General features: G+C 62.0%; 21 protein-coding genes and 1 pseudogene. 10 read left to right on the forward strand and 12 right to left on the reverse strand.

The features are described 5' to 3' along the window. Positions 1-78: 78 nt before the first annotated feature. Both AC0Z42_RS00740 and AC0Z42_RS00745 read right to left on the reverse strand, forming a co-directional pair. A complete protein-coding gene (locus tag AC0Z42_RS00740) occupies positions 79-2,358 on the reverse strand; it encodes a TonB-dependent receptor (protein ID WP_485466765.1) in 2,280 nt (759 codons plus the stop codon). Positions 2,359-2,482: 124 nt separating this feature from the next. Then, positions 2,483-2,839: a hypothetical protein gene (locus tag AC0Z42_RS00745; protein ID WP_485466315.1), complete on the reverse strand. Its 357-nt coding sequence runs from the start codon at positions 2,837-2,839 to the stop codon at positions 2,483-2,485. Positions 2,840-2,852: 13 nt separating this feature from the next. Here AC0Z42_RS00745 and AC0Z42_RS00750 point away from each other — a divergent pair, with 13 nt between their 5' ends. Further along, positions 2,853-4,256, forward strand: a complete 1,404-nt coding sequence (locus AC0Z42_RS00750) for an HD-GYP domain-containing protein (RefSeq protein ID WP_485466316.1) — start codon at positions 2,853-2,855, stop codon at positions 4,254-4,256. A 6-nt stretch (positions 4,257-4,262) separates the two neighbouring features. On the opposite strand, the gene AC0Z42_RS00755 is transcribed toward AC0Z42_RS00750, so the two are convergent. Both AC0Z42_RS00755 and AC0Z42_RS00760 read right to left on the reverse strand, forming a co-directional pair. Then, complete coding sequence (locus AC0Z42_RS00755) at positions 4,263-4,475, reverse strand: hypothetical protein (RefSeq protein ID WP_485466317.1); 213 nt, start codon at positions 4,473-4,475, stop codon at positions 4,263-4,265. Between the two features lie 72 nt (positions 4,476-4,547). After that, complete coding sequence (locus AC0Z42_RS00760; protein WP_485466318.1) at positions 4,548-4,991, reverse strand: DUF2939 domain-containing protein; 444 nt, start codon at positions 4,989-4,991, stop codon at positions 4,548-4,550. A 111-nt stretch (positions 4,992-5,102) separates the two neighbouring features. Between AC0Z42_RS00760 and AC0Z42_RS00765 the strand changes: the two genes are divergently transcribed. After that, positions 5,103-5,942: a hypothetical protein gene (locus AC0Z42_RS00765; RefSeq protein ID WP_485466319.1), complete on the forward strand. Its 840-nt coding sequence runs from the start codon at positions 5,103-5,105 to the stop codon at positions 5,940-5,942. 14 nt (positions 5,943-5,956) lie between these two features. Further along, positions 5,957-8,137: a penicillin acylase family protein gene (locus AC0Z42_RS00770; protein WP_485466320.1), complete on the forward strand. Its 2,181-nt coding sequence runs from the start codon at positions 5,957-5,959 to the stop codon at positions 8,135-8,137. A 6-nt stretch (positions 8,138-8,143) separates the two neighbouring features. Here the strand turns inward: AC0Z42_RS00770 and AC0Z42_RS00775 are convergent, their stop codons facing one another. Next, positions 8,144-9,325 carry a trans-sulfuration enzyme family protein gene (locus tag AC0Z42_RS00775; protein WP_485466321.1) on the reverse strand — a complete coding sequence of 394 codons (1,182 nt, stop codon included), beginning with the start codon at positions 9,323-9,325 and terminating at the stop codon, positions 8,144-8,146. Continuing rightward, complete coding sequence (locus AC0Z42_RS00780) at positions 9,322-10,716, reverse strand: pyridoxal-phosphate dependent enzyme (protein WP_485466322.1); 1,395 nt, start codon at positions 10,714-10,716, stop codon at positions 9,322-9,324. Before AC0Z42_RS00780 ends, AC0Z42_RS00775 begins: the two co-directional genes overlap by 4 nt. Positions 10,717-10,968: 252 nt before the next feature. Between AC0Z42_RS00780 and AC0Z42_RS00785 the strand changes: the two genes are divergently transcribed. Then, positions 10,969-11,517: a thymidine kinase gene (locus tag AC0Z42_RS00785; protein WP_065309168.1), complete on the forward strand. Its 549-nt coding sequence runs from the start codon at positions 10,969-10,971 to the stop codon at positions 11,515-11,517. On the opposite strand, the pseudogene AC0Z42_RS00790 reads toward AC0Z42_RS00785, so the two are convergent. Beyond that, a pseudogene (locus AC0Z42_RS00790) lies at positions 11,514-12,172 on the reverse strand (glutathione S-transferase). The gene AC0Z42_RS00785 and the pseudogene AC0Z42_RS00790 overlap by 4 nt on opposite strands. A gap of 125 nt (positions 12,173-12,297) precedes the next feature. Here AC0Z42_RS00790 and AC0Z42_RS00795 point away from each other — a divergent pair. Then, complete coding sequence (locus AC0Z42_RS00795; RefSeq protein ID WP_485466323.1) at positions 12,298-12,861, forward strand: TetR/AcrR family transcriptional regulator; 564 nt, start codon at positions 12,298-12,300, stop codon at positions 12,859-12,861. A 6-nt stretch (positions 12,862-12,867) separates the two neighbouring features. Here the strand turns inward: AC0Z42_RS00795 and AC0Z42_RS00800 are convergent, their stop codons facing one another. Genes AC0Z42_RS00800 through AC0Z42_RS00810 form a run of 3 tightly spaced genes read right to left on the reverse strand, consistent with a single transcriptional unit; the run spans position 12,868 to position 15,422 of the window. Then, positions 12,868-13,098: a hypothetical protein gene (locus AC0Z42_RS00800; RefSeq protein ID WP_485466324.1), complete on the reverse strand. Its 231-nt coding sequence runs from the start codon at positions 13,096-13,098 to the stop codon at positions 12,868-12,870. Positions 13,099-13,121: 23 nt separating this feature from the next. After that, positions 13,122-13,394 (reverse strand): putative signal transducing protein, encoded by a 273-nt coding sequence (locus AC0Z42_RS00805; RefSeq protein ID WP_485466325.1) that lies wholly within the window; start codon positions 13,392-13,394, stop codon positions 13,122-13,124. Positions 13,395-13,451: 57 nt separating this feature from the next. Then, positions 13,452-15,422 (reverse strand): methyl-accepting chemotaxis protein, encoded by a 1,971-nt coding sequence (locus tag AC0Z42_RS00810; RefSeq protein WP_485466326.1) that lies wholly within the window; start codon positions 15,420-15,422, stop codon positions 13,452-13,454. 530 nt (positions 15,423-15,952) lie between these two features. Here AC0Z42_RS00810 and AC0Z42_RS00815 point away from each other — a divergent pair. The 3 genes from AC0Z42_RS00815 (at position 15,953) to AC0Z42_RS00825 (ending at position 19,577) form a co-directional block, all read left to right on the forward strand. Continuing rightward, positions 15,953-18,220 carry a carboxy terminal-processing peptidase gene (locus tag AC0Z42_RS00815; protein ID WP_485466327.1) on the forward strand — a complete coding sequence of 756 codons (2,268 nt, stop codon included), beginning with the start codon at positions 15,953-15,955 and terminating at the stop codon, positions 18,218-18,220. Positions 18,221-18,485: 265 nt separating this feature from the next. Continuing rightward, positions 18,486-19,334, forward strand: a complete 849-nt coding sequence (locus AC0Z42_RS00820; RefSeq protein ID WP_485466328.1) for a hypothetical protein — start codon at positions 18,486-18,488, stop codon at positions 19,332-19,334. Between the two features lie 9 nt (positions 19,335-19,343). Beyond that, the gene (locus AC0Z42_RS00825) at positions 19,344-19,577 is read left to right on the forward strand and encodes a hypothetical protein (protein ID WP_485466329.1); all 234 of its coding nucleotides are present in this window, start codon (positions 19,344-19,346) and stop codon (positions 19,575-19,577) included. Position 19,578: 1 nt separating this feature from the next. Here the strand turns inward: AC0Z42_RS00825 and AC0Z42_RS00830 are convergent, their stop codons facing one another. Beyond that, a complete protein-coding gene (locus AC0Z42_RS00830) occupies positions 19,579-20,502 on the reverse strand; it encodes a LysR family transcriptional regulator (protein WP_485466330.1) in 924 nt (307 codons plus the stop codon). Positions 20,503-20,625: 123 nt separating this feature from the next. Here AC0Z42_RS00830 and AC0Z42_RS00835 point away from each other — a divergent pair, with 123 nt between their 5' ends. Beyond that, positions 20,626-21,855 (forward strand): MFS transporter, encoded by a 1,230-nt coding sequence (locus AC0Z42_RS00835; RefSeq protein ID WP_485466331.1) that lies wholly within the window; start codon positions 20,626-20,628, stop codon positions 21,853-21,855. Positions 21,856-22,021: 166 nt separating this feature from the next. Here AC0Z42_RS00835 and AC0Z42_RS00840 read toward each other — a convergent pair whose 3' ends face one another. Next, on the reverse strand, positions 22,022-22,705 hold the full coding sequence (locus AC0Z42_RS00840; RefSeq protein ID WP_485466332.1) for a pentapeptide repeat-containing protein: 684 nt from the start codon (positions 22,703-22,705) through the stop codon (positions 22,022-22,024). A 303-nt stretch (positions 22,706-23,008) separates the two neighbouring features. On the opposite strand from AC0Z42_RS00840, the gene alaC reads away from it, so the two are divergent. Then, positions 23,009-24,229, forward strand: a complete 1,221-nt coding sequence (gene alaC, locus AC0Z42_RS00845; protein ID WP_485466333.1) for an alanine transaminase — start codon at positions 23,009-23,011, stop codon at positions 24,227-24,229. The last annotated feature ends 190 nt before the right edge of the window (positions 24,230-24,419 follow it).

Raw genomic sequence — 24,419 nt, forward strand, 5'->3', positions numbered from 1 at the left:
AGCCAATTGCAGCAAAGATGCCGCCCGGTTTGTACCGAACGGCATTTTTTGATCCTGGCCTTTGCCAGCGGTAACCAATTAGAACGTCGCCTTGAACTGCACCCCATACGTGCGTGGCTCGTTGATGATGCCCGTTAAATTGTCAAAATCGATCGCGCCCAGCGACTGGATCTGGTTGGTGATGTTGCGGCCGTACGCGGAGAGTTCGTAGCGGTCCCATTTGTAGCCCATGCGCAGGCCGCCTTCGAGCAGTTCCTTGGCCTTGTATTCCTTGGCTTCGTACAGGAAGAAGTTGTAGCTGGTGCGGTAGGCCCAGTCGGTGTAGGCGTAGAACTCGCCGTTGGCGACCGGGATGCTGTATTTCAGGGTGAAGTTGCCCTGCCATTCGGGTGCGCGCGGCAGCGGGTTGCCGTCGATGTAGGCGGTGCCGGCGAACGGGCCGCGCGGGTCGGTGACGGTGCAGCCGCTGGCGGCGTTGTTGCTGGCGTTGCCGCAGCTTTGCACGAACAGACTCTTGTCCTGGATCTCGGTGTGGTTGTAGCTGCCGCCCAGGGTCATGCTCCAGGCATCGCTGAGGTTGGCCTGGAAGTCCAGTTCCACGCCGCGACCGATGGCCTTGTCGGCGTTGATCAGCTGGTTCATGTTGACGGCGCCGCTGCCGGCGGTCAGCTGCTTGTCTTTTACACGGTACTGGAACACTGCCAGGCTGAGGCGCGCGCGCTTGTCGAACAGGTCCTGCTTGATACCGGCCTCGACCGAAAGCGCTTTCTCTGCGCCGGCAAACGAGGGGCGGTCGGCCAGGCCGTTCAGGCGGCCCTGCATCGATGGCGCGCGGTAGCCGGTGGCGACGCGGGCGTAGGCGTTGGTCGACGGCGTCAGCACATAGGTGCCGCTCAGGTCCCAGCTGAAATTGTGCGAGGTGTCGTTCAGGTAGAACGGGCCGGCCGTGGTCGCTTCCACGCGCTTGGCGGAGAAGTCTTTTTCGTCGCGCGTGTAGCGCACGCCGGCGCGCAGTTTCAGCGCGTCCGAGACGGTGTAGTTGAGCGAGCCGAACGCCGCGTATGATTTCGAGCTCTGGTTTTGGGTGGCGTAGTTCGGGCTTTGCGGGTTGCCTGGCGCCAGGCTGTCAAATGCGATGCTGTCGATCTGGATATCTTCCTTGAAGTAGAACAGGCCGCCTATCCATTGCAGCGGACCCTTCGCACTCGATTCGGCGCGGAACTCCTGGGAAATTTGCTTGTGATTCGGGATCACGTCGGCCGTTTCCACCACGAACGGAATGAATCCCGGGCCCATCGGTGGCGCGTAGACTGCGCCGTAGCCGCCGTCGACGTCGGCGCGGCTGAAGAAATCGAGTTTTTCGTAGCCGGTGATCGAGTGCAGGGTGACGCCTGGCAAATCCCATTTCAGGCGCATGCTGCCGCCCTTGGTCTTCAGGTGCTGGCGGTTGATGCCGTCGGTCGGGTAGTTGTCGTAATCAAAACCGTCAACCAGGTCGTTGGTGCCTTGCTTCAGGATATTCGCGCGGAACAGGGTGGCGGTGCCGTCGAGGTTGCGCGCGTGCACATTGAACAGGGCGCTGAAGTCGCGCGTTGGCTTGACCAATACCTGCAGGCGGCCGGCACTGTCTTCATAGCCTTCGAAGTCGCGCGTGCCGGTCGGGCGCGGATTGTGCACGCGGTCGTCGCGACGCTGGGTCTGGCCCGAAAAGCGCAGCGCCACGGTGTCGCTGACGGGCACGTTGAAGGCGCCTTCCACGTTTTTCATGCCATCCTTGCCGAAACCGCCGCTCAGGTAGCCTTCCGTCTTGAAGACGGGCTTGGCCGAATCGAACTTGATCACGCCGGCCGGCGAATTGCGGCCGAACAAGGTGCCTTGCGGGCCGCGCAGCACTTCCACCTGGTCGACGTCGAAGACGGGAAAGCCTTTCAGCATGGCGTTTTCCATCACCACGTCATCCATCACCAGGCCAACCGGCTGCGAGGCGTTCAGGTCGAAGTCGGTATTGCCCAGGCCGCGGATATAGAAGCGCGGAAAGGTGCGGCCGTAGTCGGACTCGACCGATACGCTGGGCGAACGGCTGTTCAGGAAGCGGATATCGGCGCCGCCGGCGGTCAGCACGTCAAGCTTGTCGCCTTTCAGGGTGGCGATCGACATCGGCACGTCCTTGATGTTTTCTGCGCGGCGCTGGGCGGTGACGATCACCGTTTCCAACTGGCCCGCACTGGAGGTGGTCGTGGCTACGGGCGTCTCGGTGGCCGCTGCTGCGGCTTCCTGTGCCATGGCCTGCAGCGGGAAAGCGGCGGTAATTGCCAGGGCAATCAAGGTGCGGCGCACCATGCCTGCATGCTGTGTCATCATGAAACGACTCCTATCGGTCTGATTGTCGGGAAGGGAAAGGCCGGCTTTCGCCGTCAGTGAAAGTCATGCTAGCACGGAAAGTTTTGCCATTCGGACCAGTTTCCACGGCGACCAATTCATATCAATTTCCTCTGAATCCACCAATAAAATCGTATTTGTCGTCACCGGGACGGTGATGCATAGTGGGGAGCCGGGGCGTTCGCGCCGGCGGCCAAAAACGCCATGCCAGCCCCTGCGGCGAGGTATTCCCAAGCCCAGTCGAGCAAGCCGGCAGCAAAAAACAACAGTTTCCGCACCTGAGCGTGGCGCGGCCCATGTTGTTGCAGTGCCACATGCTCCACTCATGCAAGTCGCCTGCCAGAGCACGCTCACTCTGACTTGTCGGCTTCCCGGCCAAATATTTTCCGCTCATGCAGGGTGGCAACACATCGCGTAGAATATAAAATAATTTCATCAAAGAAATTTTTATTTCCATCATGCTAATCTCCAATATGACCCCACTTCCCGCCAGCAGCATCAAGCTGTCCGAACTGATTGCCGCGCTGAGCCAGGCGCTGGACATTACCGAAGGCCAGCCGGAAGGCCATTGCATCCGCTGCTGCTGGATCGGCATGCATATGGGGCGCGAGATCGGCATGAACGACGATGACTTGTGGGACCTGTATTACACCTTGCTGCTGAAAGACCTGGGTTGCAGCAGCAATGCCGCGCGCATCTGCGAGCTGTACCTGACCGATGACCTTGCCTTCAAGCAGGATTACAAGACGGTGGGCGACAGCCTGCCGCAGGTGCTGAAATTCGTGCTCAAGCACACCGGCCTGAAAGCCGGCCTGGCCGAGCGTTTTCGCGCCGTCATGACGATCTTGCGCGACGGTCCACGCATCGCCCAGGAGCTGGTCGCCACGCGCTGCCAGCGCGGCGCCGATATCGCGCGCCTGCTGCGCTTCCCGGAAAGCGTGGCGGCTGGCATCTACAGCCTCGACGAGCACTACAATGGCCAGGGCAAGCCGGACAAAGTGGCTGGTGTAGCGATTCCCCTGTTTTCGCGCATCGCGCTGATGGCGCAGGTGATTGATGTGTTTCATACGGCCGACGGCGCCAGGGCGGCGCGCGCCGAAGTGCGCCACCGTGCCGGCAGCTGGTTCGATCCGCAACTTGTAGACGCCTTCGAACGGATAGCCGAGTCTGGCGCCTTCTGGTCCATGCTGCGCTCGGAATCGATCGGTGCGGCGGTGGCTGCGCTGGAGCCGGCCGCGCGCATGGTGCCGGTCGATGAAGATTACCTCGACGATATCGCCGCAGCCTTTGGGCAGGTGGTCGATTCAAAAAGCCCGTACACCAGCGGTCACAGCGAACGGGTGGCGCTGTACACCGACATGATCGGCGAGGCGATGGGGATGACGCTGGAACGGCGGCGCTGGCTCAAGCGCGGCGCGCTGTTGCATGACGTGGGCAAGCTGGGCGTGAGCAATAGCGTGCTCGACAAGGCCGGCAAGCTCGATAGCGACGAGTGGCTGGCGGTGCAATTGCATGCCGGCTATACGCAGAAAATCCTGTCGCGCATCGACGCCTTTACCGAACTGGCCAGCGTGGCGGCGGCCCACCATGAGCGGCTCGACGGCAAGGGTTATCCGAACGGCCTGTTTGCGGACGAGATTTCGCTTGAAACGCGCATCATCACCACCGCCGATATTTTTGACGCCATCACGGCCGACCGGCCGTATCGCGGTCCGATCCCGATCCCGAAAGCGCTCGACATCATGGCCGAGACAGTCGGCACCGCGATCGACGCACAGTGCTTCGAAGCGCTCAAGGCGGCGCTGGCGCGCTTGCCGGAACTGGCCGAGGCAACCACGCCCGCCGCGGTTGGCGCAACCGTCCCGCTGGCTGCCTGAACGCGCTTAAATCGGGAATGCGCCGGCGCCCGACACATTCAGGCAAGCCACTTTGTCGCTGGAAAAATACTTGATCTGTCCCAGGCCAATGGCGTAGCAGCCCTCGGCCAGCGTCGAAATCGGCCCCGTGAGTTTTTCGCCACTGACCAGCGTCACTACCCACGGCGTGCTCGCCGACTTGCCCGCGTGGGCCAATGCTTGTTGTACCAGATCCGACATGCTGCCTCCGATGGAAGGTTGAAAATCAGATCATAGCAGTGCGTGCGAATTTCCCGTGTCTCCCAGCCAAGGTCACAAGTCGGCTGGCAAGGCCAGGTCCGCCAGTTGCCAGTCCCACATGCCGCGCCGGCGCAACACGAAGGCGCTGGCCGCGTCGCCGGCGCCCACGCGGCGCAGCACCACTTCGTTCCAGGAGCGGTAGGACATGCGGAAATCGTGGCGCCGGCCATCGGCTGCCTGCTTGCCGTGCAGGATCAGCACCGTCAGGCCGGGCGGCGAGACGATCCTGTCGAGCAGCTGCTGCAGTTGCTCCTCGCTGCCCGCCTCGCCGGCCGCGCGCAACTGCCTGGCCACGCTGGCGCGCAGGGCCGGCAGGTCGGCGTATTGGGCCAGGCTGGCCGTGCGCACCGACCTGGCCGCCATGCTGATGCGGTACATGGCGATATACGGGCTGACATACGTGAAGCCGACGGCGGCAACCGTAAAAATTGCCGCGACGGCGTGCTTTCTTTTCATGTCTCAATGCCGGGATGATGATGTCGGCCATGATTTTACCCGGTGAGGCAAAGCAGATGGTGTAGCATGCGTGCCGGCGCGCACCATCGCGCCGTACTACAGAGGACAACCATGAATATCATTATCAACCAGGTGCTGCAGTCGTATGTCGACCCGCTGACCGAGAGCGAATACGCCGCGCTCGAGCGCAGTCTGCTGGCCGAAGGCTGCCGCGACGCGCTGGTGCTGTGGAACGATGTGCTGATCGACGGCCACAACCGCTACGCCATCTGCCGCAAGCACCATATCGACTTCAGGACGATCCAGAACAGCAGTTTCGAGTCGCTCGACGACGTGATGCTGTGGATGATCGACAATCACCTGGCGCGGCGCAGCGTGTCGGACTTCCAGCGCGGCGTGCTGGCGCTGAGGAAAAAGGAAATCGTTGCCGCGCGCAGCCCGGCGCCGGCCGCCGCCGACGATGCCGCGCAGGGCGAGCCCGCGCCGAAGCCGGCCATGAGCACACGCGAAGACGTGGCCAAGGCGGCGCGCCTGTCCAGCAACCAGATCAGCCAGATCGAAAAAATCCAGAAGGCGGCCACGCCGGAGCTGGTCGAAGCGGTGCGTTCTGGCACGATTTCCATCAATGCGGCCGCCACCGTGGCTTCCTTGCCGCAGGACGAGCAGGTGGCGGCGGTGGCCGGCGGCAAGAAGCTGCTGCGCCAGGCGGCCAAGGAAATCCGCGAACAGCGCGCCGCCACGCGCACGCCGCGCGAACCCAAGGTTCCCCAAGTGTCGCAAGATACGCCCGAGACCGGCAACGAGCCGTGGGCCGAGAACGCCGCGCAGGCGCCGAGCGAAGTGGAACGCTTGCGCAGTGAATTGGCCAGCCTGAAGCAGCGCGTGGCGCAGCTGCAGGCGGAAAACACGGAACTGAACCAGCGCATCGCGGCGCTGATCGACGCATCCTGAACCACGGAGACACCATGTCCACCCGCCGCTGGCTGTACGCCGCCGTCCTGTATGGCGCTTGCGCCGCACCGCTTGCTGCCGCCACCGAGATGGCGCGCTGGCAGGCGCAGGCCGCCAATGTGTCGATCGCGCGCGACACCTGGGGCATCCCCCATGTGACGGGCAAGAGCGATGCGGACGCCGTCTTCGGCCTGATGTACGCGCAGGCCGAAGACGATTTTGCCCGCGTCGAACTCAATTACATCAACGCCATGGGGCGCCTGGCGGAAGTGGAGGGCGAGCGCGCACTGTACCGCGACCTGCGCATGAAGCTGTTCATCAATCCGGCCGAGCTGCAGGCGCAGTACCGCGCCAGTCCACCCTGGCTGCAGCGGCTGATGGACGCATTTGCCGATGGCCTCAACTTTTACCTGGCCACCCATCCCGCAGTCAAGCCGCGCCTGATCACGCATTTCGAGCCGTGGATGGCCTTGAGCTTCAGCGAAGGCAGCATCGGCGGCGATATCGAATCGGTCAGCCTGGCGCAACTCGAAGCCTTTTATGGCCAGCCAACCGAGGTGGCGCTGGCGGCCTCGGCCAGCGGCCTGGAGCCGGAGCCGAGCGGCTCGAACGGCTTTGCCATCGCGCCGGCCATTACCAAAAACGGCCACGCGCTGTTGATGATCAATCCGCACACCTCGTTCTATTTTCGTCCCGAAGTGCAGGTCACCAGTGGCGAAGGCCTGAACGCCTATGGCGCGGTGACCTGGGGCCAGTTCTTTGTCTACCAGGGCTTCAACGAGCGCATCGGCTGGATGCATACCTCGGGCGGCGGCGACGTGATCGACGAATACCTGGAAACCATCGTCGCACACAAGGGCGCCTGGCACTACCGCTATGGCGCCGAGCTGCGGCCCTTGAAAGCCGTGCCGATCAGCTTGCCCTACAAATTGGCCGATGGCGCCATGGCCAGCCGCACCATCACCGCGTATTACAGCCACCACGGCCCGATCGTGCGCGCCCAGGACGGGCGCTGGGTGGCGGTGCGCCTGATGAATGAACCGTTAAAGGCCCTGACGCAGTCCTACACGCGCACCAAGGCGCGCGATTACGCGTCCTTTTACCGCACCATGGAGCTGCGCACCAATTCCTCGAACAATACCGTGTATGCCGATGCCGATGGCAATATCGCCTACTTTCACGGCAACTTCATCCCGCTGCGCGACCCGCGCTTCAACTGGACGCAGCCGGTCGACGGCAGCGATGCGGCCACCGAATGGCGCGGCTTGCACCCGGTCGGCGAGACCATCACGCTGCTCAATCCGAAAAACGGCTGGATCCAGAATACCAATAACTGGCCGTATTCGGCCGCCGGGGCGGACAGGCCGCGCCAGCAGGACTACCCGGCCTATATGTCGGTGTATGGCGAAAACGCGCGCGGCCTTCATGCAGTGAAGGTGCTGCGCAAGCAGACGGCTTTCACCCTCGACAGCCTGATCGCCGCGTCCTATGACAGTGAGCTGACGGCCTTCGAGACCTTGCTGCCGCCGCTGTTTTCGGCATATGACGCGCTGCCGGCGGGCAGCGCCGACAAGCTCGCGCTGGCCAAAAAGATTACCTTGCTGCGCGGCTGGGACTGGCGCTACAGCCTTGAATCCACTGCCACTTCGCTGGCCGTGTTCTGGGGGCAGGAGCTGGCCGAGACGGTGGGCAAGGATGCGCGTGCCGTCGGCGTGCCGGTGGTCGACTTCATGGCCACCGCGCAAGTGAGTGACGCGCAGCGGCTGGCGGCGCTGTCGGCCGCGGTGGCCAAACTGGAACGCGATTTTGGTTCATGGCAAACGCCGTGGGGCGAGATCAACCGCTACCAGCGTCTGACGGGCGAGGTGGTGCAGCCATTTGACGATGCCAAGCCCAGCTTGCCGGTACCGTATGCCTCGGGTAACTGGGGCGCGCTGGCCGCCTATGGCCAGGCCAGCAAAAGCACTACCCGGCGGATTTATGGCGAACGCGGCAACAGCTTCGTGGCGGCGGTGGAGTTCGGCCCCAGGATCAGGGCAAAAAGCCTGTTGGCCGGTGGTCAGAGCGGTGACCCGGCTTCGCCGCATTTCCAGGACCAGGCGGCGATGTATGCGCATGGCCAATTCAAGGACGTGCTGTTTTACCCGGAACAGGTGGAACGGCACCTGGAGCGCCGCTACCACCCGGGGCAATAGGGCCGCTCAGATCGCGTCAAGCGCGGTGCGCAAATCGTGGCGCAGGTCTTCCAGGTCTTCGATGCCCACCGACAAACGCACCAGCCCGTCGCCGATGCCCAGCTTGGCCCGCTGTTCGGCTGGTATGCTGGCATGCGTCATCAGGGCAGGGTGCTCGATCAGGCTTTCCACGCCGCCCAGGCTTTCGGCCAGGGCAAACACCTCGCAGGTTTCCAGGAAGCGGCGCGCGCCAGCCAGGTCGGTGTCCAGATCGATCGAGATGATGCCGCCGAAACCGTCCATCTGGCGCTGCGCCAGCGCGTGCTGCGGGTGCGACGCCAGCCCCGGATAAAACACTTTACGTACTTCTTTCTGCTGCTCCAGCCACTGCGCCAGCGCCAGTGCGCTCTGGCAATGGCGCTGCATGCGGATCGCCAGCGTTTTCACGCCGCGCAGGGCCAGGAAACTGTCGAACGGACCGGCGATCGCGCCCACTGAATTTTGCAAAAAGCCCAGCTGCTCGCGCCATTCGGCCTGGCGTTCTTCCGCGCCGACGATGGCGATGCCGCCGATAATGTCCGAGTGGCCGTTCAGGTATTTGGTGGTCGAGTGCACCACGATATCGAAGCCGTGTTCCAGGGGGCGCTGCACCAGCGGGCTGGCGAAGGTATTGTCGGCCACCGCGATAATGCCCCGATCGCGGCAGATGTCGGCGATTGCGCGCAGGTCGGCCAGTTTCAGCATCGGGTTGGTGGGGGTTTCCACCCACACCATCTTCGTTTCCGGGCGCAATGCGGCCAGCAGGTTTTCCGGATTGGTCAAATCGACATACGTGAAGTCATGGCCGGCCGAGCGGCGCCGCACGCGCTCGAACAAACGATAGGTGCCGCCGTACATGTCGTCGCCGGCAACGATATGGCTGCCGGCATCGAGCAGTTCCAGCACGGACGAGATCGCGGCCAGGCCGGAAGCGAACGCAAACGCGGCGCTGCCGCCTTCGAGGTCGGCCACGCAGCGTTCCAGCGCCCAGCGCGTGGGATTGTGCGAACGGCCGTAGTCCAGGCCCTGGTGCACGCCGGGGCTTTCCTGCACGAAAGTGGAAGTGGCGTAAATCGGCGGCATGATGGCGCCCGTCGACGGGTCGGGCGACTGGCCGGCGTGGATCACGCGCGTGGCGAGATGGCTTTTGCGGATGGTTTTATCGTTCAAGATAGTGTCCTGCGTAAGTGGTTAAGAAGGTCGAAGCGCGTGATCAGGCCGTAGAACAGGGCGTCGTCGGCCACCACCGCCGTCAGGCCCCGGTCCAGGGTGGCGCGCAGGGCGGCGATGCCGCTGGCCGGCGCCAGGGTTTCAAGCTGGGTGGTCATGGTGTCGCCCACCAGGCCGGCAAAGTGCGCCGCATCGCCAGACACATGCAGCAGCAGGTCCGATTCGTCGATAATGCCCACCAGCTTGCCGTCGGCCAGTACCGGCAGCTGCGCCAGGTCGCTGGCGCGCATGCGGTTGAAGGCCGTCAGCAAGGTGTCGCCCGGCGCCACGCTGACCACGTCGCCTTCGTCGTAGCGGCGCCCGATCAGGTCGCGCAGGTCGCCCGACAGCGCCCGCTGCAACAAACCCTGGTCGCGCATCCAGCCGTCGTTATAGACCTTGGACAGATAGCGCGTGCCGGTGTCGCATACAAACGTGACGACCCGTTTCGGCGTGGTCTGTTCGCGGCAGTACTTGAGGGCGGCGGCCAGCAGGGTGCCGGTCGACGAGCCGCCGAGGATGCCCTCGGCCAGCAGCAGGGCGCGTGCGCTGTCGAAACTTTCCTGGTCGGTAATCGTATAGGCTTTTTTCACGCTGTCCATGTCGGCAATCGATGGAATGAAGTCTTCGCCGATGCCTTCCACCGCCCATGAACCGCTCGTGTCGCTGACCTTGCCCGACTCGATGTATTCGGTGAGGATCGAGCCCTGCGGGTCGGCCAGCACGAATTCAAGCCTGGGCTGCGCCTGGCGGAAGTAGCGGGTGAGGCCCGTCAGGGTGCCGGACGAACCGACGCCGACCACGATCGTATCGAGCTCATGGCCGCTTTGCTCCCAGATTTCCGGGCCGGTGGTGGTTTCATGCGCCAGCGGATTGGCGGGATTGTTGAACTGGTCGGCAAAGAAGGCGCCCGGCAGTTCGCGCGCCAGGCGCGCCGCATAATCCTGGTAATACTCGGGGTGGCCCTTGCCGACGTCCGAGCGGGTGGTGTGCACTTCGGCGCCCAGGGCTTTGAGGTGCAGCACTTTTTCGGTCGACATTTTATCGGGCACCACCAGGATCACCCGGTAGCCCTTGATGCGCCCGACCAGCGCCAGGCCGATGCCGGTATTGCCCGCCGTCGCCTCGATGATGGCGCCACCGGGCTGCAGGCGGCCGTCGGCCTCGGCCGCCTCGATGATGGACAGGCCGATGCGGTCCTTGATGGAGCCGCCCGGGTTTTGCGATTCGAGTTTCAAAAACAGCTGGCATGGGCCCGTATCGAGCCTGGTCACTTCGACCAGCGGGGTATTGCCGATCAGCTTGAACAGCGCCGGCGGATGCGATGGTAATGGATTGATGCGGTCATTCATGATGGCTCCTGTCAGCGAAACAGCCGCACCGGATTATGTCCGGGGCCGCCTTCCGTGCCGCGCAGTGTAGGCGCGGGTCCGGGTGCTGCGAACGAATGTTTTAATGCTAGCTTATGCGTATTTCATCTATTCGGTAAGTTTGTGGCAACGCCAGTATGCGCCGCGCAAAGACAGTCTGTCGCAACGCTGGCAAGGCGCTTTATAATCACGCCTCACAACGTTATAAATCATTGGCAGACAGGACAGGCGGCAGTGGCAAAACTTTATTTCCGGTATTCCGCAATGAACGCGGGCAAGTCGACGGCCTTGTTGCAGGTCGCGCACAACTATGAAGAGCAGGGCCAGCAGGTGCGCCTGTACACGGCCGCCATCGACAGTCGCTACGGCGTGGGCCGCGTCACTTCACGGCTGGGGCCGCAGCGCGTGGTCGATATTTTCGACGCCGACACCAACTTCCTGGTCGATATCCCGCAAGTGGCTTGCCTGCTGGTCGATGAAGCCCAGTTCCTCAGCACGCAGCAAGTGCAGCAGCTGCACCAGCTGGCGCAAGTGAAGGGCGTGCCGGTCATCTGCTATGGCCTGCGCACCGATTTCAAGGGCGAACCGTTTCCCGGCTCGGCCTACCTGCTGGCGCTGGCCGACGATATCGAAGAATTGAAGAACATCTGCACCTGCGGCAAAAAAGCCACCATGAATATCCGCGTCGACGAGCAGGGCCGCCGCATCAAGGAAGGCGAGCAGATCAGTATTGGCGGCAATGAGTCGTACCGCCAGGCCTGCGGGCGCTGCTTTTATTCCTAGGCAGCGGCCGCCTGGGTTTCTTCCACCATCTGCTTCCACGCGATCACGCTGGGCCGCTGCTGCATGCGGGCATGCCAGGCGTGCAGCGCCTTGAACTCCATTGGCACCGGCAGCTTGACGATGGCGGCGAAAATAAACGCCGCAATCACGGTGATGTCCGCCATCGAAAACGCGTCGCCGGCGATATACGGCTGCTGCTGCAGTAGCGCGTCAAAGTAGCCCATCGCGCGCAAGGCGCGGTCGCGCTGGCGCATGCCCCATTCCCTGTTCTGATACAGCTCCACTTTCGGCCCCAGGCCTGGCGTGGCGTGGTGGAAGTAGGTGCTGATCGCGTCCAGCAGTTCCAGCTCGGCACGCCGGCTCATCATGTGGATCGTGCCTTTTGCCAAAGGCGTGGTACCGGTCAGCGTTGTCACACCCGTCAGGTTGTCCAGGTACTCGGTAATCGCCGTGCATTCCGCAATCAGGGTGCCGTCCGGTAGCTCCAGCACGGGCAGGGTGCCGGAATAATTCTTCGCCAGAAATGCGGGCTGCTTGTGTTCCCCGGTCCACAGATTCACCGATTCGTAGCGGATATGCGCTGACAGCTGCTTTTCGGCGACGGCAATCCGTACACGGCCGGATAGGGGCCGTCAAACCAGTCGTAAATCTTCATATCCTCAGTCATATTGGTGTTCATGATGGCTCTCCAAGTAATCTACCTAACATTAGGTAGGTAAACTATAGATGCTATAATTTCCGCTGTCAACACACTATTCAGATAAGGAAGCAGGGGAGCCTATGGGTGCAAACTATCGCGATGCCATCATGGACGCCGCCAGGAAAGCCGCGCAAGCACACGGCTACAGCGGTCTGAACATGCGCTCGCTGGCGGAAAGTGTCGGCATCAAGAGCGCCAGCATCTATTACCATTTCCCAAGCAAGGCCGACCTTGCCGCCGCCGTGGCGAAGCGTTACTGGGAAGACTCCGCCGCCGAACTGCTGGCGCTGGAGGAATCGGGCAACGATCCGCTCGCCTGTCTGAAGTTGTATCCCGCTACGTTCCGACGCTCGCTGGAGAACGACAACCGCATGTGTTTGTCGAGCTATATGGCGGCCGAAAACGACGACTTGCCAGAGGAAGTCAAAGCGGAAGTCAAAACCTTTGCCGATGTGAATGTGGCCTGGCTGGCCAAGATGCTGGTCGCCGCCGGCAAGGCCAGCGTGGAAGAAAGCGCCGACAGGGCGCGCGCCATTTACGCCGCCGTGGTCGGCGCGCAACTGGTGGCCCGCAGCCGCGCGGATATCGCGCTGTACGATGCGATGATCAAGACGTATCGCGCGGTGGGCTTGCTGCCTGGTTGAACACCATCAGCGATTTTTCAATGCCATCAACTTTTGGGAAAGTTTTTCCTTGAAGTCATCCAGTTGCGATTGCGTCATGCTGAACGTGGAAAACCAGTCGATGCTGTCGTACAGCGCATCTTCAGACAAATAGGTTGAAAGTTCCCTGATGATGGCGTCACATTCGTCATCAAAAACATGCATATTGAAATGAAGGATGTCCTTCAAGGGATGATCTCCCGGTCCGCCTGCGGCCATTTGATTTCTTTCAGGGCAAGGTGTTATTCGGCTACCGGCGCGCCCACATCGGCATCGTCCGACAACGCCAGGTCGCCGCGTTCGAACGCCGCCAATATTTCTTTCGCGCGCGCCACGTCGTGTTCACGCACCATGATGCGGGCGCCGCCGATGGCAGCGGCCAGCAGCATGTCGGCCTGCATGTGCTGGTCGTCCGTCAGCAGCACGTCGATGCCTGATGCTGCCAGGCAGCCGCGCAGTACGTGGGCGTCGGTGGGGATCATCAAACGGGCAATCAGAACGTAATCGTCGTGCATGGGGTCTCCCGGCGGTGGCTGTTTTTTCATCTTAGCACTGCCGGGCCATGGTCGCGCTTACAGCTTGAACACGCCGACGACTCTTTCCATTTCATGCGCCTGTTCCTGCAGCGCATCGGCTGCGGCCGCCGCTTCTTCCACCAGCGCCGCGTTCTGCTGGGTCACCTGGTCCATCTGGGCGATGGCCTGGTTGACCTGGTCGATGCCGCTGCGCTGTTCTTCGCTCGCTTGTGCCACTTCGGCCATCAGCGAACTGACCTTGTGCACGCTGTCGACCACTTTGGCGATGGTGGCGCCGGCCTGGCTGACCTGCGCGTGGCCCAGGTCCACCGTGCTGGCCGACGCTTCGATCAGGTCCTTGATGTCCTTTGCCGCCGCGCTCGAGCGCTGCGCCAGGGTGCGCACTTCGGTTGCCACCACCGCAAAGCCGCGGCCCTGTTCGCCGGCGCGCGCCGCTTCCACGGCCGCGTTCAGGGCCAGGATATTGGTTTGAAACGCAATGCCGTCGATCACGCCGATGATGTCGGTGATCTTGCCCGACGAGCTGCGGATCGCTTCCATGGTGCTGGTCACCTGCGCCACAGCCGCGCCGCCCTGGGCGGCAAGGGTCGACGAGGTTTGCGCCAGGCCACTGGCCTGCTGCACGTGCTCGACGTTCTGTCGCACGGTCGAGCTCAGTTCTTCCATCGAGGCGGCGGTTTCTTCAAGCGAACTGGTCTGTTGTTCGGTACGGCTCGACAGGTCGAGGTTGCCACTGGCGATTTCACCGGAGGCGGTGGCGATCTGGCCGGCGCTGCTGCGCACCTGGCCTACCACTTTCGACAGGTTGTCGCTGATATGGTTCAGCGCGTGCAGCAGGCGGCCGATTTCATCTTCGCTGGTGGTGTCCAGGTGCACCGTCAGGTCGCCGCCGGCGATCTGTTCGGCAGCGGCTTCGGCATGCGCCAGCGGTCGCGACACCAGCTTGCGTACCAGCAGGTACAGCAGTCCGGCAAACAGCAGCACGGCGATCACGCCCGCGATCGCCAGCTGGGTGCGCATCTGGCGCGCTTCGACGGTGATTTCATCGGTGAAGGTGCCGCCGGCGATGATCCAGCGCCAGTCCTTGAACTCGCGGAAATACAGCTGCTTTTCGCGCGCGGTTGCAGCGCTCTGGCCGGGGGCGGTCCAGGTATAGCGCATGGCGCCGTTTTTCTGCGCGATCATGTCCTGGACAAACAGGCGGCCGTCGCTGGCCTTGAAGTCGAGCGCGCTCTTGCCTTCGCTGTTCGGATGCAGCACCAGCTGGCCGTAGTTGGCACCGGGCGCGGTGTCGACGATATAGATATAGCCGGTCTGGCCGATCTTGACCTGGCGGATTTTTTCTTTCAGCATCGTCAGGTTTTTCGTGATGTCCAGGCCGATGAACAGCACGCCTACCACCTTGCCGGCCGCGTCGCGCACGGGGTCGTATTGCGTGATGTATTGCCTGCCGAACAGGGTAGCCATGCCGACGAAGCTCTGGCCGGCGCGCAGCGGCGCGTAGCTGGGGTGGCTGTGGTCGAGCTGGGTACCCACGGCCCTTTCGCCGTCCTGTTTTTTCAGCGAGGTGCTGATGCGCACGAATTCATCGCCGCTGGCGGCGAAAATGGTGGCGATCACCCCGGTTTGCGTGGTGTAGCGGTCGACCAGGGCGGTGTCGAGGTTCAGTACCTTGTCGCCATTGGACAGCTGTGGCGTGGCCTTGCCGGCAACCGCCACCATATTGGCGCTGTCGACCGTAAATGGACCAGGAAACTCGGCCGCGAACAGGCGCGCAAAGCTGGCCGCTTCATTGACCATGGCCGTGTTGAACACTTCGGTGGTAGTCATGACACCGTTGAGTTCGCTGGTGACCGCCGCTTCGGCGCGCTGTTCCAGCACATGCGAAGTGCGCATGCTCATCAGGGTAGTCAGGCTGGCCAGTATCAGGCTGACCAGCGCAAACGTAAACACGGTGATCTTGCCGCCGACACTCCAGTGACGGGGATGAAAAGAAAATTTCTGCATGGATTGTGGGTTCAAAAAGTCAAAATGGCTGCGCGCCGCGCATGCGCAATGCAACTTGCCAGTCAAAAAACGGGCAATCGCGAGCGGATGAAACGCAGGTGCAGGTGGCGCTGAATGGGGTGGGGCTGGCCGGTAGCTGTGTAGACAGGCCGGCGAACAAGCGTGCATGATATCACGATAAGCACATTTTGTTTCCGTGTGGAATGATTAAGGTCAATGAATACAATCACTTGAGATAAATGTTGACGAGCTTGCCATGCCCTGTTTCAAGCGAAAACTGGCCTTTTTACAGGCGACATCCGCTTGCGAATGTTTCAGTTTGTAATGAATCCGGCATCGCGTTTAACGCGCGCTTAAGCTTCCGGGAAGAAACTGATGTTCCATCGGAGACTGGCCCTGTGTATCCTGTAGAATTACAGCCAGACCAGTCGTGACATCCCCCTTTTTTATAGTCGTAGAGGCCGGTGCGAGATCGATCATCGATCAGGCGCGCCGCCAGTAAATGATTTAACCAATTTTCGGAGAAGCCGATGAAGAAGCAATTAATCCTGGTCACCCTGGCGCTTGCCCTGTCAGCCCATGCTGGCGCAGCCCAGACCGACAAGAGCGCCGCTCCTCCGCCCATCATGAAGCCATTGGCCCAGCAAACACAAGCGGCCCTGTGGGCTTCGCGCGTGCTGTCGCGCTATCACTACAAGGCAACCCCGCTCGACGATGCGATGTCGGAAAAAACCTTCGACCGCTATTTCAAGTCGCTCGACGCTGAAAAGCTGTTTTTCGTGCAGGCCGATATCGACCGTTTCGCGCCCTTGCGCACCAAGCTCGACGATGCCATCAATGGCGAAGACCTGACGGCGCCGTTCGCCATCTATAATCTTTACCAGCAGCGTTTCGACGAGCGCATGGCGTATGCCCGCGAACTGCTGAAGACCAAATTCGACTTCGCGGCCGATGAAAGCTATCAGCTCGACCGCGAAAAAGCGGCCTGGCCGAAAAACGAAGAAGAAGTGCGCGACCTGTGGCGCAAGCGCGTCAAGAACGACTGGCTGCGTTTGAAACTGGCCGGCAAGGAAGACAAGGCCATCCGCGAGACGCTCGACAAGCGGTATGAAAGCTACACCACGCGTTCGCGCAAGCTCAACAATGAAGACGTGTTCCAGATCTTCATGAACGCCTACGCCATGTCGATCGAGCCGCATACCAATTACCTGGGCCCGCGCGCCTCGGAAAACTTCGATATCGCCATGCGTTTGTCGCTCGAAGGCATCGGCGCCGTGCTGCAGACGCGTGACGAATACACGGTGGTGCGCGAAGTGGTGCCGGGCAGCCCGGCAGGCCTGTCGGGCAAGCTGAAAGTGGGCGACCGCATTATCGGCGTGGGGCAGGGCGACAGCGGCCCCATCGTCGAAGTGCTGGGCATGCGCATCGACGACGTGGTGCAGCTGATCCGTGGCACCAAGGATTCCGTGGTGCGCCTGGACATCCTGCCGGCCGACGCCGGCCCGGACGCCAAGCACACCATCGTGCCGCTGGTGCGCAAGAAAATCAGCATGGAAGAGCAGGCGGCCAAGAAATCGATCATCGAAGTGCGCGAAAACGGCGTCAAGCGCCGTATCGGCGTGATCGCCTTGCCGACCTTCTACCAGGATTTCGAAGCGCGCCGCCGTGGCGACAAGGATTTCAAGAGCGCCACGCGCGACGTGACCCGTTTGCTGGGCGAGTTGAAAAAAGACAAGGTTGACAATGTGTTGATCGACTTGCGCAACAATGGCGGCGGCTCCCTGAATGAAGCGGTCGAGCTGACCGGCCTGTTCATCGACAAGGGTCCGGTGGTGATGCAGCGCAGCGCCGAAGGCAAGGTCGATATCGAAAGCGACACCAACGCCGGCCTGGCCTGGGACGGTCCGATGGGCGTGCTGATCAACCGCGGTTCGGCCTCGGCTTCCGAGATCTTCGCCGCCGCGATCCAGGACTACGGCCGTGGCCTGGTGATCGGCGAAGGCAGCTTCGGCAAGGGCACCGTGCAGACGCTGATCAACTTGGACCGTTTTGGCGGCAGCGAGAAAGCGCGCCTGGGCGAGCTGAAGATGACGGTGGCGCAGTTCTTCCGCATCAATGGCGGCACCACGCAGTTGCGCGGCGTGACGCCCGATATCAAGCTGCCGACCATGTCGGACACCGACAACTTCGGCGAATCGAGCTACGACAACGCCCTGCCGTGGGTGGCCATCAAGCCGGCGCCGTTCACGCCGACCGGCGACATGAAGGAAATCGTGCCGCTGCTGGACAAAAAGCATGAGGTGCGCGTGGCCAAGGACAAGGACTTCCAGTATCTGCAGGACGACATCGCCCTGGTCGTCAAGCAGCGCAAGGAAAACCAGCTGTCGCTCAATGAAACCGTGCGCCGCAAGGAACGCGATGCCCAGGAAGCGCGCACCCGGGCCCGTGAAAAGCGCCTGATCGCGCAGATTTCGAACCCGGCCGACGACCTGGTGGTGATCCAGGATCCGAAAGACGTGTTGAAAGGCGCGAAAGCCGCCGCCAAGACCGCAAAGCAGATCGCCGCGGTCAAGGGCGCCTTGCGCACCGATGACGGCTTGCAGGGTGACGAGCGCGCGCTGAGCGCCGAACTCGATGCGGAATCGGCAGCCAAGAGTGCGAAAGACGTGCTGCTGAACGAAACCGTGCGCATCCTGGCCGACGAAGTGGCGCTGATCAAGGGCGATACTCGCTTGGCGGCCAAGGTGTTGCCATATGGCGCCGATACCAAGGCGACGCCGGTGGCGGCGACCAAATAAGCGTTGAGCCTGCCTCCGGCAATGCCGGGGGCAAGCTAGCCATCAGTTATTTGCAAAACGCATTTCCATCATTGCCACAATCAATTGGCATAATATGCCGCGATGCAGCATACTTCATTTGTCTCCTCTATTCTCCTCCAAGAAAATAGATTCAGCCCGCTCCCGCAGCGGGCTTTTTTTTGTCCGTTCGATTCCAATTGAATCGCTCTTGCAAAAAATATAAGTCCCATGCTAGCGTACGGTTCCCTTTTCCTGGAGACACTCCATGATCCGTCGCACCGCGCTGTTGTCCGCCATCTCTCTGAGCCTGCTGCTGGGTGGCTGTAGCAAGAATGAAGATCAGGCCGCCGCCGACGAGGGCAAGCAGGCGCAGGCCACTGCCGAGGCGCAGGCGGCCGAAGCGCCCGCCGCCGAGCCTGCCCCCGAGCGCAAGCTCGATTACTGGAAAGCGCTGGGGCCATTGCTGGCCGGCAGCTACAACGGCAACTGCCTGCGCATGCCGGACGGGCGCAAGATGGACGCGCTGGTCACGATAGGCGCCGACGGCAAGGTTGCGTCCGGCGACATGCAGCTCGATTTTCATGCCGCCAAAATGGCCATGATGATGCGTTCGCGCGACGACAAGGGCCAGTACAGCACCCTGGGCACGCTCTCCATCGATGACGGCAAGGCCGGCATGCTGTCGCTGATGTCCAGCCCCGCTGGCAAGGAAAGCACCATCAGCCTGTCGCGCGGAGACATCGGCCTGATGTGCAGCAACAACAGCGGCGTTGGCAGCTTCAACAATCAGGCGCTGTTCCTGACCGCGGCAAAGCTGGTGAACGGCAAGAAGCAGAGCATCGGCTGCCTCGACACCAAGAACCTGCTGGTGCGCCGCAAGGTCGATGTCGAGGTGGTCGACGGCGTGATCAAGATCGGCGACGACGCCTTCGACATGAAGACGGCCGTCAGCGAAGGTTTTACGCTGATGGACGGTGGTACTTCCCTCATGTTGAACGTCGTCATGCCGCAGGAAAAATCCATCAATGTTGCGTATGACGGCGCGGGCAAGCTGGTCAACGTGCAGGCGCGCGACAAGCAGGAAAGCACGCATTTTTGTACCGCCGAGAATTGAGAGGCCGGGATGGATCAAGTCACCGCACAAAAACTGATGGCGCTGTACCAGGGCATCGGTCTCGCCCTGAGCGAAGCCGATACCGTTATCCGTACCTTGCCCGATGCCGAGCGCCATGAGCACTTGACTGGCCTGGCCGAGACGGTGATGCAGATATGGAGCAAGCTGCAGCTGCCCGTGGTACGCCAGTATCCGGAACTCGACCCGGACCGCGAGCATTTCCGGAAATCAGCGGACGCTTGAATCAGCGCCGGTCTGGCTGCTGCACATCTTCGTTTTGCGCCAGCAAAGCGGTCAGCCAGGCCGCAAACGCCTGTACCCTCGGCACGGCCAGCCGCCCTTGCGGCGCCAGCAGCGACATCGGCATCGGTGTTGGAGGGCAATCCTCCAGCACCGGCACCAGCGCGCCGCTGGCCAGGTGTTCGCGCGCCTGGTAGACGGCCAATTGGCCCAGGCCCATGCCCTGCAGCACGCAGGCCAGGTTCGCTTCGGCATCGTTGACGGACACCATGCCCGTCATGGCGACCCTGGCCACTTGCCCTTGCTGCACGAAATCCCAGTCAAAGGCGCGGCCCGTGCGGCCTGAAAAATGCATCACGCCACGGTGGCGCGACAGATCGGCCAGCGTTTTGGGCGTGCCATGGCGTGCCAGGTAGGCCGGCGCTGCGCAGGTCAGGAAGCGCATATTGCCAATGCGCTTGCCGATAAAGGCGGAATCCTGCAGTTGCCCCACGCGCAAGGCGCAATCGATGCCTTCCTCGGTCAGATCGACCAGCCGGTCCGTCAGGCTCAGGTGCAGTTGCACTGCCGGGTAGGCGGCATGGAATTGCCCGATATAGGGTATCACCAGCGTGCGCCCCACGGTGCCGGGCAGGTTGACGCGCAGCATGCCACGCGGTTTGTTGGCGTCGGGGCCGCGAAACGCCAGTTCGGCCGCATCGACGGCGCCCAAGATGGCCAGGCAATGGTTGAAATATTCGGCGCCATCGGGTGTCAGCGACAGGCGGCGCGTGGTGCGCTGCAGCAGCTGCGTGCCCAGGTAGGCTTCCAGCTTCTGCAAGGTGGCCGTCAGCGCCGCACGCGGCAGGTTCAGCGTTTCGGCCGCCTTGGAAAAGCTGTTCGCTTCCACGATGCGCACAAAGGTTTGCATGGCCTTGATCTTGTCCATCGGCGGGCAGGGCTCCTTGATTGTTCATTTAATGTGAAATGTGTAGAGTAATTATGCACTAATTATCTTCTTCGATAAATTCCCTACAATGGCCTTACTTTATCTTTGAACCGAGGAAATAACATGAACAAGGCCTCCAAAAATTCCGCCGGCGCCGGCGAAGTGCCCGATATCTCGTCCGGCATGGTGCTGCTGCTGGCGATCGCGTCCGGCCTGATCGTCGCCAACCTGTACTATGCGCAAACCCTGGTCGGCCCGATCAGCGCGTCGACCGGCCTGTCGGCCAAGGCCGCCGGCCTGATCGTCACCCTGACCCAGATCGGCTACACCCTGGGCCTGCTGTTCGTGGTGCCGTTGGGCGACTTGCTGGAAAACCGCCGCCTGATCATTACCGGCCTGCTGGTGACGGCCGTTGCGCTGATCGTCGCTGCCCTCAGCACCGGCGCCATCGTGTTCCTGGCCGCCGCCCTGGCGATTGGCCTCGGTTCCGTGGCGGCGCAGGTGATCGTGCCTTTTGCCGCGCATTTGTCGAAAGAAGCGACGCGCGGCCAGGCCGTCGGCAAGGTGGTCAGCGGCTTGTTGCTGGGCATTATGCTGGCCCGTCCGGCCGCCTCGCTGGTGGCCGCCCATGCCAGCTGGCATGTGGTGTTTGGCGGCGCCGCCGTGTTGATGCTGATCCTGGCAGCAGTGTTGCGCCGCGCCTTGCCGATGCGCCAGCCAGTATCGAATATCCGTTATCCAGCGCTGATGGCCTCGCTGTGGCACTTGCTGCTCGGTACGCCAGTGCTGCGCCGCCGTGCTGCCTACCATGCCGGCCTGTTTGGCGCCTTCAGCCTGTTCTGGACCGTCACGCCGCTGGTGCTGGCCAGCCCCGCCTTCGGCCTGTCGCAAACCGGTATCGCCATCTTCGCCCTGGTCGGCATGGCTGGCGCAGTCGCTTCGCCGATCGCCGGCCGCCTGGCCGATGCTGGCCACACTTTGCCGGCCACGGCCGTCGCTTTGATATTGGGCATGGTGGCGTTTGCCCTGCCGATGTTTGTACCGCAATCGCAACATCTGGCGCTGGGTTTGCTGGTGATAGCCTCCATCGTGCTCGACATGGGCGTGGCCGCCAACCTGGTGCTGGGCCAGCGCGCCATCTTCAGCCTGGCGCCGGAAGTGCGGGGCCGCTTGAATGGCCTGTATTTCGCGATGTTCTTTGCCGGTGGCGCAGCCGGGTCCGCCGTCGGCGCCTGGGTCTATGCCAGTTATGGCTGGCAAGCAACGCTGTTGACCGGCATGGCGTTTCCGGCGCTGGCGCTGCTGGTGTGGCTGGGAGAATTCTTGCCGAGCCTGTCGCGCCGCACCGCCTGAAAAAGCGAGCGTTCGCACGGTTATCATGAAAACGCATTTCTATCATCATGAATGACAATTGGTTTTAAATGCCGCGATGCAGCATCATTCATCTGTCTCCTCTAACTCCTCAACGGAATTAGATTCAGCCCGCTCCCGCAGCGGGCTTTTTTTTGCCTCGATTTTCCTAGATGACCGAAATGCCCAGCTCGCGCACAAAATTGGCCGCTTGTGCATGGGTGATCACCGCGCCCTTGAACAGCGACGCTTCCGTCAGCTTGAAGCCATCGATATCGGCGCCGCGCAGGTCGGCGCCCTGGAATTTGGCCAGTTTCAGTACCGCATTGCGCAGGCTGCCGCCTTCGAAGACGGCGTCGCGAAAGTCGCAGCCGGCCAGGTAGGCTTCGGAGAAATCGAGTTGCTTCAGGGTGGCCTTCCGGAACGAGAAGCCGCGCAGGTCGGCGCCGATCAGCAGGCTGTCTTCGAAGCTGGCGCCCAGGTGCGCCACTTCCTCGAACGAGGCGCCGGTTAGTTTGCAGCCGCGGTACGAGATGGAGGCCAGCTTGGCGCGCCGCCATTTGGTGTTGTTCAGGTCGCAGCCTTCGAAGCTGGCGTCGACCGCGTCGACGGATTCAAAATCGGCGCCGCCGGCGCGGCAACGGCGCCAGGTCGTGCGCTCCAGCTTGCAGGCGAACAGGCTGGCGCCGGTAAAAGTGCAGCGCTCGAAGGCGCAACCCTGCAGGTCGAGCCGGGCCAGGTCGGCGTCGTCAAAGGCGCAGCCTTCGAAGGTGCGCACCGCTTGCGCCAGCAGTTGTTCGAGCCCGGCGCGGTCCAGTGTCAGCTCGCTTGCGATTGTGTCGTGTGTTGCCATCCGTTGATTCCTTGTAATGGCGGGGGAGGGATGGCGCGGCGGGAAGAATGCACGAACCATGACACCGCCCCCGACTGGTGTAACAGCCAAGATCAGCGCCGTGGGTCCGCGTGGGCGGGAGCATGTTGTAGTTCAACACGTACCGGGTTACCAACCGGTTTGCTCATTTTCGACTAGATGCCTATTGTAGCCGCTCCAGATCGCCCTTGCCAGCCTGAACGGCGCCGGGTTAGTATGGTTGCAGGCGCACTCATTGCGCCAACGTCGCTCGGACGGATCCGGGCGCTTACGTACAGAGATATCATGACCGACAGCCAAACTCCGCGCAGCTTTTCGCGCATCAATCGTCTTCCCCCCTACGTTTTCAATATCACCGCCGAACTCAAGATGGCCGCGCGCCGCCGTGGCGAGGACATCATCGACATGTCGATGGGCAATCCCGACGGCGCCACGCCCAGCCATATTGTCGACAAGCTGATCGACACGGTGAAGCGGCCCGACACGCATGGCTATTCCGCCTCGAAGGGCATTCCGCGCCTGCGCCGGGCGATTGCCCACTGGTACAAGCAGCGCTACGAAGTCGAGATCGACCCCGACAGCGAAGCCATCGTCACCATCGGCTCGAAAGAAGGCCTGGCCCATCTGATGCTGGCCACCCTGGACCGTGGCGACACGGTGCTGGTGCCCAACCCCAGCTACCCGATCCATATCTGGGGCGCGGTGATTGCCGGCGCCGATATCCGCTCGGTGCGCATGGGCCCTGGCGTGGATTTCTTTGCCGAGCTGGAGCGTGCGATCCGCGAGAGCTATCCCAAGCCCAAGATGATGGTGCTGGGTTTTCCGTCGAACCCCACCGCGCAATGCGTGGAGCTGGAGTTTTTCGAGCGCGTGGTGGCGCTGGCGAAACAACACAACATTCTGGTGGTGCATGACCTGGCCTATGCCGACATCACCTTTGACGGTTGGAAAGCACCGTCCATCATGCAGGTGCCCGGCGCGCGCGACGTGGCCGTCGAGTTCTTTACCATGTCGAAAAGCTACAATATGGCCGGCTGGCGCATCGGCTTCATGGTCGGCAATGCCGAGCTGGTGGCAGCCCTGGCGCGCATCAAGAGCTACCACGACTACGGCAGTTTCACGCCGGTGCAGGTGGCGGCGATTGCGGCGCTGGAAGGCGATCAAAGCTGCGTGACGGAAATCTGCGCGCAATACCAGCGCCGCCGCGACGTGCTGGTCAAAGGCTTGCATGAGGCAGGCTGGATGGTGGAAAAGCCGAAGGCCTCGATGTATATCTGGGCGCATATCCCGCAAGCGTACCGCCACCTGGGCTCGCTGGAATTCGCCAAGCTGCTGCTGGAAAAAGCCAAGGTCAGCGTGTCGCCGGGCATCGGTTTTGGCGAATATGGCGACGAATATGTGCGCTTTGCCCTGATCGAAAACGAGGCGCGCGTGCGCCAGGCGCTGCGCGGCATCAAGAACATGCTGCGCGCGCCGGCGGCGGCCAGGGAGGAAACGGAAAAATAATGCCGCAAGGAATTATTGATTGACACTGTTATCACTAAATCGTATTTCCCATATCATCAATATAAAGTGGTTTTATAGCTTGCAATCCGGCATCATGCTTCTGTCTCCTCTACTTCCTCACAGGAAATAGATTCAGCCCGCTCCCGCAGCGGGCTTTTTTTTGCCTGCAATTTTCTGGCTATCCCGGTAC

The organism is Janthinobacterium sp. 1L-D-8-B-C4, from assembly GCF_057291295.1.

Excerpts from the sequence above, each read along its gene's own strand:
- AC0Z42_RS00820 (WP_485466328.1), top strand. The coding sequence starts at position 18,486 with ATGATCCGTCGCACCGCGCTGTTGTCCGCCATCTCTCTGAGCCTGCTG.
- AC0Z42_RS00800 (WP_485466324.1), bottom strand. The coding sequence starts at position 13,098 with ATGGCCGCAGGCGGACCGGGAGATCATCCCTTGAAGGACATCCTTCAT.
- AC0Z42_RS00750 (WP_485466316.1), top strand. The coding sequence starts at position 2,853 with ATGACCCCACTTCCCGCCAGCAGCATCAAGCTGTCCGAACTGATTGCC.
- AC0Z42_RS00825 (WP_485466329.1), top strand. The coding sequence starts at position 19,344 with ATGGATCAAGTCACCGCACAAAAACTGATGGCGCTGTACCAGGGCATC.
- AC0Z42_RS00805 (WP_485466325.1), bottom strand. The coding sequence starts at position 13,394 with ATGCACGACGATTACGTTCTGATTGCCCGTTTGATGATCCCCACCGAC.
- AC0Z42_RS00780 (WP_485466322.1), bottom strand. The coding sequence starts at position 10,716 with ATGAATGACCGCATCAATCCATTACCATCGCATCCGCCGGCGCTGTTC.
- AC0Z42_RS00840 (WP_485466332.1), bottom strand. The coding sequence starts at position 22,705 with ATGGCAACACACGACACAATCGCAAGCGAGCTGACACTGGACCGCGCC.
- AC0Z42_RS00795 (WP_485466323.1), top strand. The coding sequence starts at position 12,298 with ATGGGTGCAAACTATCGCGATGCCATCATGGACGCCGCCAGGAAAGCC.
- AC0Z42_RS00810 (WP_485466326.1), bottom strand. The coding sequence starts at position 15,422 with ATGCAGAAATTTTCTTTTCATCCCCGTCACTGGAGTGTCGGCGGCAAG.
- AC0Z42_RS00765 (WP_485466319.1), top strand. The coding sequence starts at position 5,103 with ATGAATATCATTATCAACCAGGTGCTGCAGTCGTATGTCGACCCGCTG.
- AC0Z42_RS00815 (WP_485466327.1), top strand. The coding sequence starts at position 15,953 with ATGAAGAAGCAATTAATCCTGGTCACCCTGGCGCTTGCCCTGTCAGCC.
- AC0Z42_RS00770 (WP_485466320.1), top strand. The coding sequence starts at position 5,957 with ATGTCCACCCGCCGCTGGCTGTACGCCGCCGTCCTGTATGGCGCTTGC.
- AC0Z42_RS00760 (WP_485466318.1), bottom strand. The coding sequence starts at position 4,991 with ATGAAAAGAAAGCACGCCGTCGCGGCAATTTTTACGGTTGCCGCCGTC.
- AC0Z42_RS00755 (WP_485466317.1), bottom strand. The coding sequence starts at position 4,475 with ATGTCGGATCTGGTACAACAAGCATTGGCCCACGCGGGCAAGTCGGCG.
- AC0Z42_RS00830 (WP_485466330.1), bottom strand. The coding sequence starts at position 20,502 with ATGGACAAGATCAAGGCCATGCAAACCTTTGTGCGCATCGTGGAAGCG.
- AC0Z42_RS00740 (WP_485466765.1), bottom strand. The coding sequence starts at position 2,358 with ATGACACAGCATGCAGGCATGGTGCGCCGCACCTTGATTGCCCTGGCA.
- alaC (WP_485466333.1), top strand. The coding sequence starts at position 23,009 with ATGACCGACAGCCAAACTCCGCGCAGCTTTTCGCGCATCAATCGTCTT.
- AC0Z42_RS00745 (WP_485466315.1), bottom strand. The coding sequence starts at position 2,839 with ATGATGGAAATAAAAATTTCTTTGATGAAATTATTTTATATTCTACGC.
- AC0Z42_RS00835 (WP_485466331.1), top strand. The coding sequence starts at position 20,626 with ATGAACAAGGCCTCCAAAAATTCCGCCGGCGCCGGCGAAGTGCCCGAT.